The sequence below is a fragment of the Paraburkholderia sp. LEh10 genome (assembly GCF_017814945.1).
Classification (GTDB): domain Bacteria; phylum Pseudomonadota; class Gammaproteobacteria; order Burkholderiales; family Burkholderiaceae; genus Paraburkholderia.
In genome coordinates, this window is the sequence record NZ_JAGIPX010000024.1 from 52,784 (window position 1) to 66,755 (window position 13,972).

Annotated in this window: 16 protein-coding genes; 4 read left to right on the top strand and 12 right to left on the bottom strand. The window is 64.9% G+C overall.

Features of this window, described 5'->3' with window-relative positions; all coding sequences use genetic code 11:
- Nucleotides 1-25 precede the first annotated feature (25 nt).
- The gene (locus tag J8I87_RS20740) at nucleotides 26-856 is read left to right on the top strand and encodes a TOBE domain-containing protein (protein WP_209933675.1); all 831 of its coding nucleotides are present in this window, start codon (nucleotides 26-28) and stop codon (nucleotides 854-856) included.
- A gap of 23 nt (nucleotides 857-879) precedes the next feature.
- On the opposite strand, the gene J8I87_RS20745 is transcribed toward J8I87_RS20740, so the two are convergent.
- The 4 genes from J8I87_RS20745 to J8I87_RS20760 all read right to left on the bottom strand — a co-directional run bounded on the left by J8I87_RS20745 (nucleotide 880) and on the right by J8I87_RS20760 (nucleotide 3,902).
- Entirely contained in the window at nucleotides 880-1,581 is a 702-nt protein-coding gene (locus tag J8I87_RS20745; RefSeq protein WP_209933676.1) for an ATP-binding cassette domain-containing protein, read from the bottom strand.
- 1 nt (nucleotide 1,582) lies between these two features.
- Nucleotides 1,583-2,257, bottom strand: a complete 675-nt coding sequence (gene modB, locus J8I87_RS20750) for a molybdate ABC transporter permease subunit (RefSeq protein WP_209933677.1) — start codon at nucleotides 2,255-2,257, stop codon at nucleotides 1,583-1,585.
- A gap of 34 nt (nucleotides 2,258-2,291) precedes the next feature.
- On the bottom strand, nucleotides 2,292-3,071 hold the full coding sequence (gene modA, locus J8I87_RS20755) for a molybdate ABC transporter substrate-binding protein (protein ID WP_209933678.1): 780 nt from the start codon (nucleotides 3,069-3,071) through the stop codon (nucleotides 2,292-2,294).
- Between the two features lie 111 nt (nucleotides 3,072-3,182).
- Complete coding sequence (locus J8I87_RS20760) at nucleotides 3,183-3,902, bottom strand: phosphatase PAP2 family protein (RefSeq protein WP_209933679.1); 720 nt, start codon at nucleotides 3,900-3,902, stop codon at nucleotides 3,183-3,185.
- Between the two features lie 345 nt (nucleotides 3,903-4,247).
- Between J8I87_RS20760 and J8I87_RS20765 the strand changes: the two genes are divergently transcribed.
- Nucleotides 4,248-5,426 carry a PHB depolymerase family esterase gene (locus J8I87_RS20765; protein ID WP_209933681.1) on the top strand — a complete coding sequence of 393 codons (1,179 nt, stop codon included), beginning with the start codon at nucleotides 4,248-4,250 and terminating at the stop codon, nucleotides 5,424-5,426.
- A gap of 107 nt (nucleotides 5,427-5,533) precedes the next feature.
- On the top strand, nucleotides 5,534-5,710 hold the full coding sequence (locus J8I87_RS20770; RefSeq protein ID WP_209933682.1) for a DUF3563 family protein: 177 nt from the start codon (nucleotides 5,534-5,536) through the stop codon (nucleotides 5,708-5,710).
- A 46-nt stretch (nucleotides 5,711-5,756) separates the two neighbouring features.
- On the opposite strand, the gene J8I87_RS20775 is transcribed toward J8I87_RS20770, so the two are convergent.
- The 6 genes from J8I87_RS20775 to J8I87_RS20800 all read right to left on the bottom strand — a co-directional run bounded on the left by J8I87_RS20775 (nucleotide 5,757) and on the right by J8I87_RS20800 (nucleotide 10,984).
- Complete coding sequence (locus J8I87_RS20775) at nucleotides 5,757-7,271, bottom strand: deoxyribodipyrimidine photo-lyase (RefSeq protein ID WP_209933683.1); 1,515 nt, start codon at nucleotides 7,269-7,271, stop codon at nucleotides 5,757-5,759.
- Between the two features lie 166 nt (nucleotides 7,272-7,437).
- Nucleotides 7,438-7,857, bottom strand: coding sequence for an organic hydroperoxide resistance protein (locus J8I87_RS20780; protein ID WP_209933684.1), 420 nt, complete (start codon nucleotides 7,855-7,857; stop codon nucleotides 7,438-7,440).
- Nucleotides 7,858-8,013: 156 nt separating this feature from the next.
- A complete protein-coding gene (locus J8I87_RS20785; RefSeq protein ID WP_209933685.1) occupies nucleotides 8,014-8,469 on the bottom strand; it encodes a MarR family winged helix-turn-helix transcriptional regulator in 456 nt (151 codons plus the stop codon).
- Between the two features lie 149 nt (nucleotides 8,470-8,618).
- Entirely contained in the window at nucleotides 8,619-9,431 is an 813-nt protein-coding gene (locus J8I87_RS20790) for a BPSS1780 family membrane protein (protein ID WP_209933687.1), read from the bottom strand.
- Nucleotides 9,422-10,417 carry a homoserine kinase gene (locus J8I87_RS20795; RefSeq protein WP_209933688.1) on the bottom strand — a complete coding sequence of 332 codons (996 nt, stop codon included), beginning with the start codon at nucleotides 10,415-10,417 and terminating at the stop codon, nucleotides 9,422-9,424. Before J8I87_RS20795 ends, J8I87_RS20790 begins: the two co-directional genes overlap by 10 nt.
- Nucleotides 10,418-10,576: 159 nt before the next feature.
- On the bottom strand, nucleotides 10,577-10,984 hold the full coding sequence (locus J8I87_RS20800) for a hypothetical protein (RefSeq protein ID WP_209933689.1): 408 nt from the start codon (nucleotides 10,982-10,984) through the stop codon (nucleotides 10,577-10,579).
- 220 nt (nucleotides 10,985-11,204) lie between these two features.
- Between J8I87_RS20800 and J8I87_RS20805 the strand changes: the two genes are divergently transcribed.
- On the top strand, nucleotides 11,205-12,731 hold the full coding sequence (locus J8I87_RS20805) for an AMP nucleosidase (protein WP_209933690.1): 1,527 nt from the start codon (nucleotides 11,205-11,207) through the stop codon (nucleotides 12,729-12,731).
- A 15-nt stretch (nucleotides 12,732-12,746) separates the two neighbouring features.
- Here the strand turns inward: J8I87_RS20805 and J8I87_RS20810 are convergent, their stop codons facing one another.
- Nucleotides 12,747-13,277: a chromate transporter gene (locus J8I87_RS20810; protein ID WP_209933691.1), complete on the bottom strand. Its 531-nt coding sequence runs from the start codon at nucleotides 13,275-13,277 to the stop codon at nucleotides 12,747-12,749.
- Nucleotides 13,274-13,882 carry a chromate transporter gene (locus J8I87_RS20815; RefSeq protein ID WP_209933692.1) on the bottom strand — a complete coding sequence of 203 codons (609 nt, stop codon included), beginning with the start codon at nucleotides 13,880-13,882 and terminating at the stop codon, nucleotides 13,274-13,276. The genes J8I87_RS20810 and J8I87_RS20815 overlap by 4 nt, the downstream gene beginning before the upstream one ends.
- Nucleotides 13,883-13,972 lie beyond the last annotated feature (90 nt).

Consider the following 13,972-nt stretch of genomic DNA (forward strand, 5'->3'; position numbering starts at 1 on the left):
CTGTTGTTCGGCGCACACGCGAGCCATGACCACCGACCACCACGACATTTCACCTGATGCTCTACAGATTGGCGGTTCCGTCTGGTTCCGTGCGGGCGAACAGACGCTCGGTGGCGCGCATCGCATCGCGCTCCTCGCGGCGATCGGCGAAACGGGCTCGATCACGGGCGCGGCGAAAGCCGTCGGCATGAGCTACAAGGCCGCGTGGGACGCCGTCGACGCGATGAACAACCTGGCCGGCGAGACGCTCGTCATTCGTTCGACGGGCGGCAAGGGCGGCGGCGGCACGATGCTCACGCCGCGCGCGCTGGCGCTGATCGATACGTTTCGCGCGATCGAGCGCGAGCACCGGCTATTTCTGGAGCGCGCGGGTCAGGCGATTGCCGGATTCTCCGATGACTGGCAACTGATTGGCCGTATCGGCATGAAGACGAGCGCGCGCAACCAGATGTACGGCAAGGTCAGCGCGATCACGCGCGGCACCGTCAACGACGAGATTTCGCTCACGCTGCCGGGCGGGCATTGCGTCGTCGCCATCGTCACGCATGAAAGCACCGAGACGCTCGGGCTTGCCGTGGGCGCGCAGGCGGTGGCGCTCGTCAAGGCGTCGTCGGTGCTGCTCGTCGCCGATGACGGCACCGCGGACAGGCTGTCGACGCGCAATCGCCTGCGCGGAAAGGTGTCGGCGGTGCATCGCGGGGCGGTCAATGCCGAGGTGTCGCTGACGCTCGACGGCGGCGCAGTCGTGACGGCCGTCGTCACCAACGAGAGCCTCGCTGCGCTAGCGGTCGAGGAGGGGCAGGCGCTCGTGGCTGCGTTCAAGGCGTCGAGCGTGATTGTCGGCGTGACCGCGTGATGGTCCGGGGGCGACGCGGTCCGTTACGAAAACGTGCGCGCGTAGCCCGGATAGGGCGCGTGCTCGCGCACGCTGCCGTCGTACATCTGCACCACCTGGTCGCCGAATGCGGCGACATCGTCGGGATCATGCGTGATTAGCAGCATCGGAATGTCGAGGCGCGTCTGCAGATCGGACAGCTCGCGCCGCATGCGCTCGCGCAGCGCGTAATCGAGCGCGGAAAATGGCTCGTCCAGCAACAGCAGCCGTGGCTGCGCAACCAGCGCGCGCGCCAGCGCCACGCGTTGCTTCTGCCCGCCGGACAGTTGCATCGGGCGATGCCCGGCGACCTTCATCAGATCCAGCGCGTCGAGCCAGTAGTCGATCTGAGGGTGCGAATAACGCCGCCCCGGATTCAGCCAGCCCGCGTGCAGGCCGAAGCCGATGTTTTGCCGCACGTTCAGATGCGGGAATAGCGCGTAATCCTGAAACAGATAAGCGAGGCGGCGCGCCTGCGGCTTCTGGTCGATGCCGCGTTCGCTGTCGAAAAGTGTGTCGCCGTGCAGCGTGATTCTGCCTGCGTCGGGGCGCAAGAGGCCGGCGATCGCCTGCAGCGTCAGGCTCTTGCCCGCGCCCGACGGCCCGAACAGCACCATGCGCTGCGCACTCGCAGTGAACGACACGTCGAGCGTGAACTGGCGTTCGGCCGCGTGCAGGGTTTTGCGGATATCGACGGAAAGGGGCATGTCAGCGGGACGTCATCAGCGAATGTTGCGGCACGAGCCGGCCCGCGAGCAGCAGCACCACGACGCACGTCACCGAGGTGACGAGCACGAGGAAATTGGCCGTAGTGTCGTCGCCGGCCTGCACGGCGGCGTACACGGCTACCGACAGCGTCTGCGTGCGGCCCGGAAGATTGCCCGCGATCATCAGCGTCGCGCCGAATTCGCCGAGCGCGCGGGCGAATGCAAGCAGCGCGCCGGCGAGAATGCCGCGCGATGCGAGCGGCAGCGTCACGCGAAAGAAGATCGCCGTTTCGTTCACGCCGAGCGTCCGCGCCGCGCGCTCGAGCTGCGGATCGACCGATTCGAACGCCGCGCGCGCCGACTTCAGCACGAGCGGAAACGCGACGACCATCGACGCGACTACGGCACCCTGCCACGTGAACACCAACTGGATATCGCAGCGGTCGAGCCATGCGCCGACCACGCCGCGCCGGCCGAGCAGCACGAGCAGGTAATAGCCGAGCACCGTCGGCGGCATGACGAGCGGCAGTGTCAGCAGCGAGTCGATCACGTCGCGCGCGCCCGAGCGCCAGCGCGACAGGCCGAGGCCGAGCGCGACACCGAACACGATGTTCAGCGCGGTCGCCCAGCCTGCGACCTTCAGCGACAGCAGCAGCGGAATCCAGGCGTGTTCCATGGCGCTCGGCTTGGTGCGAGAGGGGCCGGCGCTCTCAATGCGCCGGCTTGAAGCCGTACTTCGCCAGCACGGCCTGACCCGCCGGCGACAGCACATACGCGATGAACGATTGCGCTTGGGCGGCGTGCCGGCTGCCTTCGACCTGAGCGATCGGGTAGGTGATCGGCGCGGTGGTGGGCACGGTCAGCGCGACCTTGACCCGGTCGGGCATCACGGCGGCGTCGGTGCCGAACACGAAGCCTGCGTCGACCTCGCCGCGCGACACGTAGTCGAGGCTCTGGCGCACGTTGGACGCGAGCACGCCCTTCGCGCTGACGGCATCCCACACGCCCGCAGCCTTCAGCGCGCCTTCCGTGTAGCGTCCCACGGGCACCGACGCAGGGTCGCCGTACGCGACGCGCTTCACGCTGGCCGTCGTCAGTTCGTTCAGGCTCGACGGCGGGAGCTTTTTGTCCGTCGGCACGATCAGCACCAGCGAGTTCGCCGCGAAGTCCTTGCGCGTGGACGGCACGACCACCTTTTGTTCGGCGGCCTTGTCCATCGCTTTCTGGTCGGCGGAAGCGAAGACGTCGGCGGGCGCGCCCTTCGCGATCTGCTGCATCAGCACGTCCGACGCGCCGAAGTTGAAGAGCAGTTTCGTGCCCGGATGATCCTTTTCGTACGCGTCGCCGACCGCCTTGAACGCATTGGTCAGGCTCGCTGCGGCCGACACGACGATCTCGTCCGCGCGTGCCGGCGCGCTGACGACAAATGAAATCGCGCATGCGGCGAGCACGGCGGGTTTCCAGAAGTGGTTCATCGACGGAAGTGACATGGCGGCGCGGGACTGGCAGGAACAGGAGTCGAAAACGCTATCGTAATATATGTAGGGTTATAGCGCTCGATGTGGAACATGTTGCCGTTGAAATGGCGGTTATCGTGCGATTTATGCGTCGGATTCGTAGAACGGGACCGCGACGTTGCGCGTTTTCTGCAACGGCGTGAGGACGGAAGGAGGCGATACGGGTGAGTCGATGTCGCGCGACGCCTTCCAGCGGGCGCGGACGAACGGCCGGTCGTGGCCGGAGACTTTCAACGCGAGGTGCGTAACCCAGCGATGAGTCGGCACGTGCACGTTATGCAGGCCGAACGTAATGCCTAGCAGGCTCAACGCGACGGGCACGATGGGCAGGCGCCCCGGTGTCGCGCTCCATGCGATGCGGATGAACACGAGCGCCGTCAGCGCACCGACGATACAGCCCGTGATTGCTTCGGAAGGCGAATGCGCCTCGATGACGACGCGCGAAAAGCCGACCACGGCGCCACACAACAGCGCGAGCGTCACGCCCGCGATGCGCACGGCAGGCGGCGCGGGCAGCAGGACAAGAAAGGTGGCGACGGGGAAGACGGCGGTGGCGAGCATCGCGTGTCCGCTCAGGCCGGTGAAATCCCAGACACGCACGCCGACCCCCCAGCCGAGAAACGCCACTTTGGTCGCCGTGACGAGCGCGACGGCGACGCCGAGCAGAAACAGCCAGCTCGTGGCGAGCCGCCATGAATAGCCGAACGCCAGCCAGAGGGCGATCGCGAAGGCCAGCGGCAGCGTCAGCCCGGCGCCGCCGAAGTTCGTAATCAGATACCAGAGATGAAAGGGCAGGTTAGGCATGGGCAATTCGCGGTCGACGATTTGGGCGGGCGCAGTCTTGCAGCAATGCAGCCCGGCGATTCAGGACGACAGGTGGCGGTGCCGAATCGAGCAGAACATATCGCCCGGGACGTATTCTATAAGTATAGAGGTAGGAGTTCCGCCGCAGACGCGAACGGAAAGCGCTTAAAACTGACAGATATTAGGACAATTCGGAAATCGTCAGAGCCAAGCCCGTCGTGTCGGGGCTTTCGTCTGAAAGCGGGCGGAGCGATCTCAGCATCGCACGGAGATTGATGTTATTGTGCATTGCACAACTCTGCTCAATGAGCAGGCAGCATCGATCCCTATTTGCGAGGAAATCCTATGCCGAAAAGCCTGACGAAAATCTGGCTAGGCGGCCTCAAGCGCCTGTTTGCGATTCAAACGGAGCACGCGCGCGCGACTACCAAGCGCGCAGCCAAGCGGCCCGCGACGCGGTCTGCGTCGACTGTCGCGAAGCCGTCGGCCAAAGTGCGCCCGACAGTCACACGTGACGTGCCGCAGCGCGGCGCGCGCGAGTCGCGCGTACGGCCGCGCGCCGCCGCATGGGCGAGCGGCACCTGGACGCGCTCTTTCCACTCGGCGCCCGCCGCGCCGGGCAGCCTGGTCAACCATCTGCAATACGGGCTGTATCTGCCCTCCGGCAAGCCGCTCAAACGCGCGCCGCTCATCGTGATGCTGCACGGCTGCAAACAGTCCATCGACGAATTCGCCGAGGGCACCCGCATGAATCTGCTCGCCGACCGCTACGGCTTCGCCGTCGTGTACCCCGAGCAGTCGAAGCATGCGCATGCGCACCGTTGCTGGCACTGGTACGACGACACCGACCGCGCAGGCCGTGCGGAGGCGCGCTCCGTCGTATCGCTCGTCGATGCGCTCGTCGATACGCACGGCTTCGACCGCGAGCGGGTCTATGTGGCGGGGCTGTCGGCGGGCGCAGGCCTGGCGGCGTTGCTGGCGCTGCATTTTCCCGAGCATTTCGCGGCCGTTGCGCTGCACTCGGGGCCGGCGTTCGGCGAAGCGCACTCCGGCATCGCCGCTATGGACGTCATGCGGCGCGGCACCCGCCAGGATCCCGTGGCGCTCGTCGATGCCGTCGCGGACGTGACGGCCTATCCGGGCATGCCGGCCATCATTTTGCAGGGCGAAGCCGATCGCGTCGTCGCGCCCGTCAACGCGGAGCAGTTGACGGGGCAGTTTCTGCGGCTCAACGGCATCGTCGATGCGCAAGGCGCGCGCAGGGTCGGCGACGTGAAGGAGGACCGCAAGGCGACTGTCACGACCCGCGATTACACGCGCGGCGGCCGGCGCGTCGTGCGCCTGTGCCGCGTGCACGGACTCGGCCATGCGTGGAGCGGCGGCGACGACGCCGTGCCGTTTCATTCGTCGAAGGGACCGGACGCATCCAGTCTGCTGTGGGACTTCTTCCGGCATCAGCGGCGTGCGGACGCGGCGCGTCCGGCTGCTCGCGCGGCTGACGGCCCCCGGCACCGCGCCAGTTGACAAATTGACACACTTCGAATCGGGGGCTGGCGCAAACCTAGGGTTTTCCCTATAATAGGGGTTATCCCTAGGTCGCCAGACGCCCAACGCCAAATTCGAGGTCCACCATGTATCTGATCAGCCGCTTTTTCCTGTTCCTGACGAAGTCCTACGACCAGATCGCCAAAGAGCGCAACGACGCGTATCTGGCGGAGGCCACAGACCTATACGACCTCGAATTCCGCATGCGCAAGGTCGACCGTGACGCGCAACTGCGTCATCCGTCGTGGATGAGCCAGCACTAAGCTGAAAACAGACTTGCCGGCGCATACGCCGGCCGTTGCGAGCCGCTCAACGCGAGCGCAGCACGCCATAGCGCGCCAGTGCAAGCTGGCGCGCTTTCACGTGATCGACCACAGGCTGCGGATAGTCTTTCCCCAGCACGACGCCCCAGTCCATCAGCTCATCGGTATTCGCTCGCCACGGTGCGTGAATCCACTTTGCGGGCACCTTCTCCAGTTCCGGCACGAAGCGCTTGATGAAGAGCCCTTGCGGATCGAATTTCTCCGATTGCGTCACCGGGTTGAAAATCCGGAACCACGGCTGCGCATCGCAGCCCGTCGACGCCGCCCATTGCCAGCCGCCGTTATTCGCCGCGAAGTCGAAGTCATTGAGCTTTTCGGCGAAGTAACGTTCGCCGCGACGCCAGTCGATGCCCAGGTCTTTCGCCAGAAAACTCGCCGAAACCATGCGCAGCCGGTTGTGCATGAAGCCCGTTCGATTCAACTGCCGCATCGCGGCATCGACGAGCGGATAGCCCGTACGCCCTTCGCACCAGGCGGCGAACGCTGCGTCGGCGTGTGTGCCCGTTTCCCAGCGCAGCGTGTCGAATTCCGGCTTGAACGACGCGCCGTCCGCAATCCGCGGATGATGCGCGAGGATCATGAAATAGAAGTCCCGCCAGATCAGCTCCGATAGCCACGTCGCCGCACCGTTCCCATCCGGCTGAAGCGACATCTGATAAGCGAGCCGCGCGAGCGTGCGAATCGACACCGTGCCGAAGCGCAAATGCACCGACAGATGGCTCGTGCCGCGCGCGGCAGGAAAGTCGCGCCGCTCGGCGTAGCTGTCGATGCGGGTCATGAAGTCCGCGAGCAGCGTCTGCGCGCCGCTCATGCCAGCCTGCAATTGCGCGTCGTCGAGCAGGCCGGGCGCGAAGCCCATTGCGGCGAGCGTCGGTGAGGCGTGGTCGAGCTTGCGCGGCGGCTTCGCGAGACTTTGCGCATGGCGTTCGACGGCGTAAGGTTTCAGGTCGAACGGCGTCAGTTGCTTGAGCCACGCGTTCTTGTATGGCGTAAAAACGGCGAACGGCTTGCCTTGTCCATTGAGCAATTCATCGCGCTCGAAGATCACCTGATCCTTGAACGGGAGCCATTGCCGTCCGTCGTCGCGCAGACGTTCGGCGACGGTTGCATCGCGTTCGATCGCGGCGGGCTCGTAGTCGTGATTCGCGAAAACGGCTTCGACGTCGAGTTGCGCGGCGAGCCTTGGGATCGCCTCGGTCGGATCGCCGTGCAGCACGAGCAGATGGCCGCCGCCTTCCTCAAGCGACCGATCGAGTTCTTCGACGGAAGCCCGGATGAATTCAATCCGCCGGTCCTGCACCTTCCCCGCGTGCGGATCGTGCCTGTGAGCCCGTTCGATCAACGGCTGGAGGATCGCCGTATCGAACACGAACACGCACCAGACACGCTTGCAATGCTTGAGCGCGTAATACAGCGCGGCGTTGTCGCCCGTGCGCAGGTCGCGGCGAAACCAGACGAGTCCGTTCTGAAAATGTGCGTCGAGTTGGCGGGCGCGGGTCATAGGATGTGGTGAGTTGTTGCGCGTCCATCGATGCGGACATCCGATGATAGTGTCGTTCGCGCGCGAACCCAATGCCCGGCGCGCCGGGAACCGACGCAAAAATGAATCAGCGCCCGCCTCTCGTGCGAAAGGCGGGCGCCATTGAAGCCCAACGATGTCGGCAGGCTTATACGACCTTCACTCGCACATCGACGTTACCGCGCGTGGCATTCGAGTACGGACACACCTGATGCGCGGCGTTCACCAGCTCTTGCGCCGCCGCTGCGTCGAGGCCGGGCAGCGATACGCGCAGTTCGATATCCAGCGCGAAGCCGCCGTTGTCGTTCGGACCGACGCCGACATCTGCCGTCACCGTCGTGTCGGCGGGCACGGCCTGCTTGCGCTGGCCCGCGACGAATTTCATCGCGCTCAGGAAACACGCCGAGTAACCGGCTGCGAACAGTTGCTCCGGATTCGTGCCTTGCGCGCCATTCCCGCCGAGTTCGCGCGGCGCGGCGAGCTTCACGTCGAGCGCATTGTCCGACGAAACCGCACGGCCGTCGCGGCCGCCGTTACTCGTTGCCGTTGCCTTGTACAGTACGTTCATCTTGATGCTCCTTGATCGGGTCCCAGTAGTTGATCGTCACTTGCCAGTTCTTCGCGCCTTCGTCATCGAATTGGCATGTGACAAAGATATCGTGCAAATCATTAGTGTACAAACTAAATTGCCTATCGGTGCGATAGGGGCGATGGCAACGCTTTTTTAGTAGCGTTCGAGGTAGTCGTTGAGCGTGCCGCGCAATTGCGTCAGGTCGTTGCGCAATCGGGTGAGGAATTCAGCCGGCTGTTGGGTCGCGCAGAAAATTTCGGCGGGCACGTCGCGCGCGGTGCGCTTGAGCGCAACGCCCGATTTCGTCAGCCGGATGAAGACGAGCCGTTCGTCCTCGGTGCCGCGCGCGCGCTCGATATAGCCCTGCGATTCCAGACGCTTGAGCAGCGGCGTGACCGTCGCCGAATCGAGATTCAGGCGCGCGGCGATGTCCTTGACGGTGACGTCGTCGGTCTCCCACAGGACCAGCATCGTCAGATACTGCGGATAGGTGAGGCCGAGCCGGTCGAGAATCGGCTTATAGGCTTTCGTCATCGCGAGGGACGTCGAATAGAGCGCGAAGCAGAGTTGCTCGTCGAGCGTGGTGGGAAATGCGGTGCGCTGGGTCATGTGCGTCCCCTTGAAGCAAAGCGTGCGAATGGATTGCGTGCAAACTATTGTGCCGCAAAAAGCAGCGCGATGGATCGATACGAAACGGGAACGGAAATCCAAGGGAGCTCTCTGCGCGCCGCAGAAACGGCGCGGACAGGACGCGTCTCTTATGAAGACGATGAAGAAGGCGCGGGCGGCAGCGGCTGGCCGGGCGACTGCACGCCGAAGCAGCCGCGATAGGTGGCATAGAAGGAGCAGTAGAGCATCGTCGTGACGATGATCGACGCGGGCATCAGGATCACGAGCGCGAGGTCGCCCGCGCCGAGCGCCTGCAGCAGCGCCGACAGTCCGATCGACACCGTCGTCGCGACCGCGAACCACAGCGCTCCGTATACGACGAACGCGCCGCGATTTCGCCAGCAACTGACGATGCTGAAGAACATCGCCTTGATGGTGGGCACGTCATGCCACGCGGCAAGGACGGGCGCGAACCAGAACAGCATCGCGACGGGCACGTAGAACGCCAGCGCCGTCAACACGGCGAGCGGGATATCGCTGTTGGCGATCGCTTCCGGCTGCATCGATTCGCCGCTGATCATCAGATGCAGCAGCACGCCGCCGTCCGCGAGTGCGGAGCCCATCAGCACGACCGCCATCGCGACGATGTAGAGCACCCCGAGCAGCAGCAGGCGCCTCGCGACCTGGCCGCCATACGAACGGAACCCATCGACGAGTATCGTGGGCAGCACCGGCTTGCCCGCGATCGTGTCGCGGCAGGCCGCCATGAAGCCGACCGCGACGCCCGGGATCAGCATCAACGGCAGCACGCCGCCGACGATGGGGATCAGCGAGATGGCCGTCATCGCGAGCAGGTACGCGAAGAACAGCGTGAGAAACGCAAGCGGGTTCCTGCGAAACAGCCAGATGCCTTGCCGGAACCACACGTAGCCGGTTTTCGCCGGCACTTCGATCAGTTGCATGAGGTATGAATGCCTGGGAGTGCGGCGCCCGCGAGGCGCTCGCGAAGAATGCGCTCGAAATGTCCTGGATCGTGCGGCTTGAGCAGTTCGGCGGCGCGCGGCATGTGGAAATCATACAGGCGCGACACCCAGAAGCGATACGCACCCGCGCGCAACATGTCGCCCCAGTGCCGGTTTTCGGCGGGAGTGAACGGCCGCACGGTCTGGTAGGCGCGCAACATCGCTTCGACGCGCGCGTCGTCGAGCTTGCCCGTGGCCAGATCGACGCACCAGTCGTTGACGGTCACGGCGACATCGAAGAGCCACTTGTCGCAGCCCGCGAAATAAAAATCGAAGAAGCCGCCGAGGGCCACTTCGTGGTGCGTGCCGGGCGCGGGGTGCGCGAACAGCACGTTGTCGCGGAACAGATCGCAATGGCACGGCCCTTCGGGCAACGACGCGTAATCCGCCGACGCGAAGAATGCCTCTTGGTGCGCGAGCTCGTCAGTGAGCAGTGCGCGCTGCGCGTCCGTCAGATACGGCACGATGCTCGGCACGGTCTCCCGCCACCACGGCAGGCTGCGCAGATTCGGCTGATGATGGGCGAAGCCGCGGCCCGCGAGGTGCAGTCGCGCGAGCATCTGGCCCACTTCGACGCAGTGCGCGACGCCCGGCGCCAGCTCAGGTGCGCCGTCGAGCTTCGTGACGATGGTCGCTGGCTTGCCGTTCAGCATGCCGAACAGGGCGCCGTCTTCGCGCGGCATCGGGTCCGGCACGGGCACGCGATGCGACGCAAGGTGGCGCATCAGGTCGAGATAGAACGGCAGCTGCTGCGCCGTCAGCTTCTCGAAAATGGTCAGGACGTACTCGCCGCGCGTGGTCGTCAGAAAGAAATTGCTGTTCTCGATGCCGGATGTAATGCCGCGAAATTCGACGACTTCGCCGAGATCGTAGTGGCGCATCCAGTCTGCGAGTTGGGCTTCGGTGACAGCGGTGAAAACGGCCATGCGTGGGGGCGTCGATTCAGGTTGATCGGCTGGCGCGGCGCCAGTGCGGGATGGGTGACAAGCGGGCTGAAAGCGTTGCCGGGATTTTTGTCGGCGCATCCAGGTGAAACAAAACCGGCGCGCATCTGCGAAGACACGCGCCGGTTCGACGGATTCGGTTCAGTAATGCAGGTTCACGGACGGCAGGCGCGCAGGCGGCTTGCCGGATTCGTACACCTTCGGCGATGTGTCGGTGGGTGCGCTCATCTGGTAGCGCGTGCCGAAATTCGAGCGCACGTCGATTTCGACGGGCTTGCCCTTGTCGCGGTATTCGGTGATTTCGGTGCCGTTGCCGCTGCGCTCATAGAAGCTCGGCGTGCGCGGCTGGTTGATCTCGACTTTCGAGCTGACCTCGGCCGCCGGACGGTTGATCGCTCTCAGATCCGGCAGGCCGGCCCGTTCGTTGGCTGCGGCTTGGGCGTCGGCGGCCGCCTGCGAGTCTTTTGCCGGCTGGCCAGGCTGGGCAGCCATCGCGACGCCGCTGACGGCAAGCATCAGCGCAACTGCGACGGGGAAGAGCGGCTTCATGATGTTTCTCCGGAAAGGTGGCCCAATTCTAGCAAATCCACTGCTGCCCTCGGGCGCGACGAGCGGGCGTGGGCCTTATTTTGCGCGCTTCCCGCGCGGCATGCAGCGAGCCGGATCGATGCGTGCGCGACCTCACGCAACGAGGCGGCGCATGGGCGCCGGGTCATCAGAAAGCGCGGGTTCCGTGGTAATGTCGTTGCATCAATCGAGGCGAATGAAAATGAACTACGAGACCAATCAACGTGCGTTGCATATGCCCGCCAACGCGTTCCCGACCGAGGCGTTCGACGACGCCGCCGACGCCGTCACGCGCCTGTCCGCCATCTATGAAGCGAACACCTCGTTCCTGCGCGATGCGTTCGCGCGCTATCGCCGCAACGAGCCGTTCGACAGGCGCGTGCGCGCGTGCTATCCGTTCGTGCGCGTGCGCACCGAGACCAACACGCGTGTCGATTCACGCCGTTCGTATGGATTCGTCGCCGGTCCGGGCATGTTCGAAACCACGGTCACGCGGCCCGATCTGTTCGGCAACTACTATCGCGAGCAGTTGCGTCTGCTGGTGAAGAATCATCATGTGTCCGTGGAAGTCGGCGTGTCCGATCAGCCGATTCCCATTCACTTCGCGTTCGCCGAAGGCATTCACCTCGAAGGCGATCTGGACCGCGAGCGTCTGCTCGCGATGCGCGACGTGTTCGACGCGCCCGATCTCGCGCTGCTCGACGATCGCATCGTCAACGGCACGTACGAGCCGCTGCCCGGCGAGCCGCATCCGCTGGCGCTTTTCACCGCGGCGCGCGTCGACTTCTCGCTGCACAGGCTCAAGCACTACACGGCCACCTCGCCGACGCACTGCCAGAACTACGTGCTGTACACGAACTACCAGTTCTATATCGACGAGTTCGTGAAGCTCGGCCGCACGATGATGGCGAAGACCGACGACGCCGATCTGCGCGCGTACCGCAGCGAGTACACGTCGTTCGTCGAGCCGGGCGATGTGATCACGTATAACGCGAATCTCGGTGAGCAGGACGACGAGGGCAATGCGCCGCCGCGCTTGCCGCAGATGCCGGCTTACCACCTGAAGCGCGCGGACGGCAGCGGCATTACGATGATCAACATCGGCGTCGGCCCATCGAACGCGAAGACGATCACCGATCACATCGCGGTGCTGCGCCCGCATGCATGGATCATGCTCGGCCACTGCGCGGGGCTGCGCAACACGCAGCGTCTGGGCGACTACGTGCTCGCGCACGGCTATGTGCGCGAGGATCACGTGCTCGACGACGATCTGCCGCTATGGGTGCCGATTCCGGCGCTCGCCGAAGTGCAGGTCGCGCTGGAGCGGGCCGTCGCGCAGGTCACGCAGCTCGACGGCACCGAACTCAAGCGCGTGATGCGCACGGGCACGGTGGCGAGCGTCGATAACCGCAACTGGGAACTGCGCGATCATCGCGAGCCGGTGCTGCGTCTGTCGCAAAGCCGCGCGATCGCGCTCGACATGGAAAGCGCGACGATCGCCGCGAACGGTTTCCGCTTCCGGGTGCCGTACGGCACGCTGCTGTGCGTGTCCGACAAACCGCTGCATGGCGAGTTGAAGCTGCCGGGCATGGCCGATCAGTTCTATCGCGCGCAGGTCGATCAGCATTTGCAGATCGGCGTCAAGGCAATGGAGATTCTGCGCACCAACGGCCTGCACAAGCTGCATAGCCGCAAGCTTCGAAGCTTCGCAGAAGTGGCGTTCCAGTAAGCGCTGCGCCGCGCTTCAGACGTATGGAAGTCCGGCGAGCCCGACGAGCGCGCCGGCTCCGAGCAGCCACAACGGATGAATGCGCGTCTTGAACGCGAGCAGCGCGCAGGCGCCCGTGATCGCCCATGCGAGCCACGACGAATCCGACGACTGCGCGATCAGCATCGCGCTCGCGGCGACGAGACCCGCCGTCACGGGCACGAGCCCTTTCTGCGCGACGCGCCGCCACGGGCGGTCCTTGAAGCGGTTCCACGCATGCATCGCGAGAATCGTCACGACGGACGACGGCCCGAACTTCGCGAGCGACGTAACCAGCACGCCCGCCCAACCGGCGACGTGCCAGCCGACCAGCGTCACCACCATCATGTTCGGCCCCGGCGCTGCCTGCGCGAGCGCGAAGAGCGCGCTGAACTCGCTGGCGGGCATCCAGTGATGCACTTCGACGACCTGCCGCTGCATCTCCGGCAAGATGGTGTTGCCGCCGCCGAATGCGAGCAGCGATAGCTGGCTGAAGATGACAGCGAGCGCGATCAGCGTTTCAGTCATTTCGACACCTCGTTCGTGTTTGTTGATGCTGCGGCTGCCCGGGCTTTCTCCACGCGCGATGCAACGAAGATGCTGAGCGGCGTCAGCACGAGCATCGTCGGCAGCAGCGGGAAGCGCAGCAGCGCGATCGCGACGAAACCGAGCGCGGCGATCGTCGCGGCGCGCGGATCGTGACGCAGCGGCATCAGAATCTTTACGGCCATCGCGACCAGCAGACCCGCCGCCGCCGCGGCGAGACCGGCGAACAGATGCCTGATGTGAGGATCGTTCTGCGTGTGCTCGTAGAGCACACCGAGCGCGATCACTACCAGCGACGGCCCCGCGATCAGGCCGAGAATGCCCGCCAACGCGCCGCGCAGGCCGCGAAAGCGCATGCCGAGCGCGACCGACAGATTGATCACGTTGCCGCCCGGCAAGAACTGACACAGGCCGAGCAGATCGGTGAACTCGGCGGCCGTCAGCCAGCGGCGCTGTTCGACGACGGTCCGCCGCGCGAGCGGCAGCGCGCCGCCGAACGACGTCAGGCCGAGGCCGAGAAAGCCCATGAAGATTTCGCGCGTGGTCGGAAGGGGGGCATGCTCCGGCGCGTTCGGATGTTGATCCATCGCGTTCACTATTCAGTTCAGGCGGGAAGGTTAGCGCCGTTTCCCGTCTGCTCAAAACGATTTCTGGGGCAGCTCTTTGTGATCTAGAAT

Coding starts and splice junctions, on each gene's coding strand:
- J8I87_RS20815 (WP_209933692.1), bottom strand. CDS start 13,882: ATGGATCAACATCCGAACGCGCCGGAGCATGCCCCCCTTCCGACCACG.
- J8I87_RS20745 (WP_209933676.1), bottom strand. CDS start 1,581: ATGCCCCTTTCCGTCGATATCCGCAAAACCCTGCACGCGGCCGAACGC.
- J8I87_RS20740 (WP_209933675.1), top strand. CDS start 26: ATGACCACCGACCACCACGACATTTCACCTGATGCTCTACAGATTGGC.
- J8I87_RS20805 (WP_209933690.1), top strand. CDS start 11,205: ATGAACTACGAGACCAATCAACGTGCGTTGCATATGCCCGCCAACGCG.
- J8I87_RS20785 (WP_209933685.1), bottom strand. CDS start 8,469: ATGACCCAGCGCACCGCATTTCCCACCACGCTCGACGAGCAACTCTGC.
- J8I87_RS20800 (WP_209933689.1), bottom strand. CDS start 10,984: ATGAAGCCGCTCTTCCCCGTCGCAGTTGCGCTGATGCTTGCCGTCAGC.
- J8I87_RS20765 (WP_209933681.1), top strand. CDS start 4,248: ATGCCGAAAAGCCTGACGAAAATCTGGCTAGGCGGCCTCAAGCGCCTG.
- J8I87_RS20790 (WP_209933687.1), bottom strand. CDS start 9,431: ATGCAACTGATCGAAGTGCCGGCGAAAACCGGCTACGTGTGGTTCCGG.
- modA (WP_209933678.1), bottom strand. CDS start 3,071: ATGTCACTTCCGTCGATGAACCACTTCTGGAAACCCGCCGTGCTCGCC.
- J8I87_RS20780 (WP_209933684.1), bottom strand. CDS start 7,857: ATGAACGTACTGTACAAGGCAACGGCAACGAGTAACGGCGGCCGCGAC.
- J8I87_RS20760 (WP_209933679.1), bottom strand. CDS start 3,902: ATGCCTAACCTGCCCTTTCATCTCTGGTATCTGATTACGAACTTCGGC.
- J8I87_RS20795 (WP_209933688.1), bottom strand. CDS start 10,417: ATGGCCGTTTTCACCGCTGTCACCGAAGCCCAACTCGCAGACTGGATG.
- J8I87_RS20775 (WP_209933683.1), bottom strand. CDS start 7,271: ATGACCCGCGCCCGCCAACTCGACGCACATTTTCAGAACGGACTCGTC.
- J8I87_RS20770 (WP_209933682.1), top strand. CDS start 5,534: ATGTATCTGATCAGCCGCTTTTTCCTGTTCCTGACGAAGTCCTACGAC.
- J8I87_RS20810 (WP_209933691.1), bottom strand. CDS start 13,277: ATGACTGAAACGCTGATCGCGCTCGCTGTCATCTTCAGCCAGCTATCG.
- modB (WP_209933677.1), bottom strand. CDS start 2,257: ATGGAACACGCCTGGATTCCGCTGCTGCTGTCGCTGAAGGTCGCAGGC.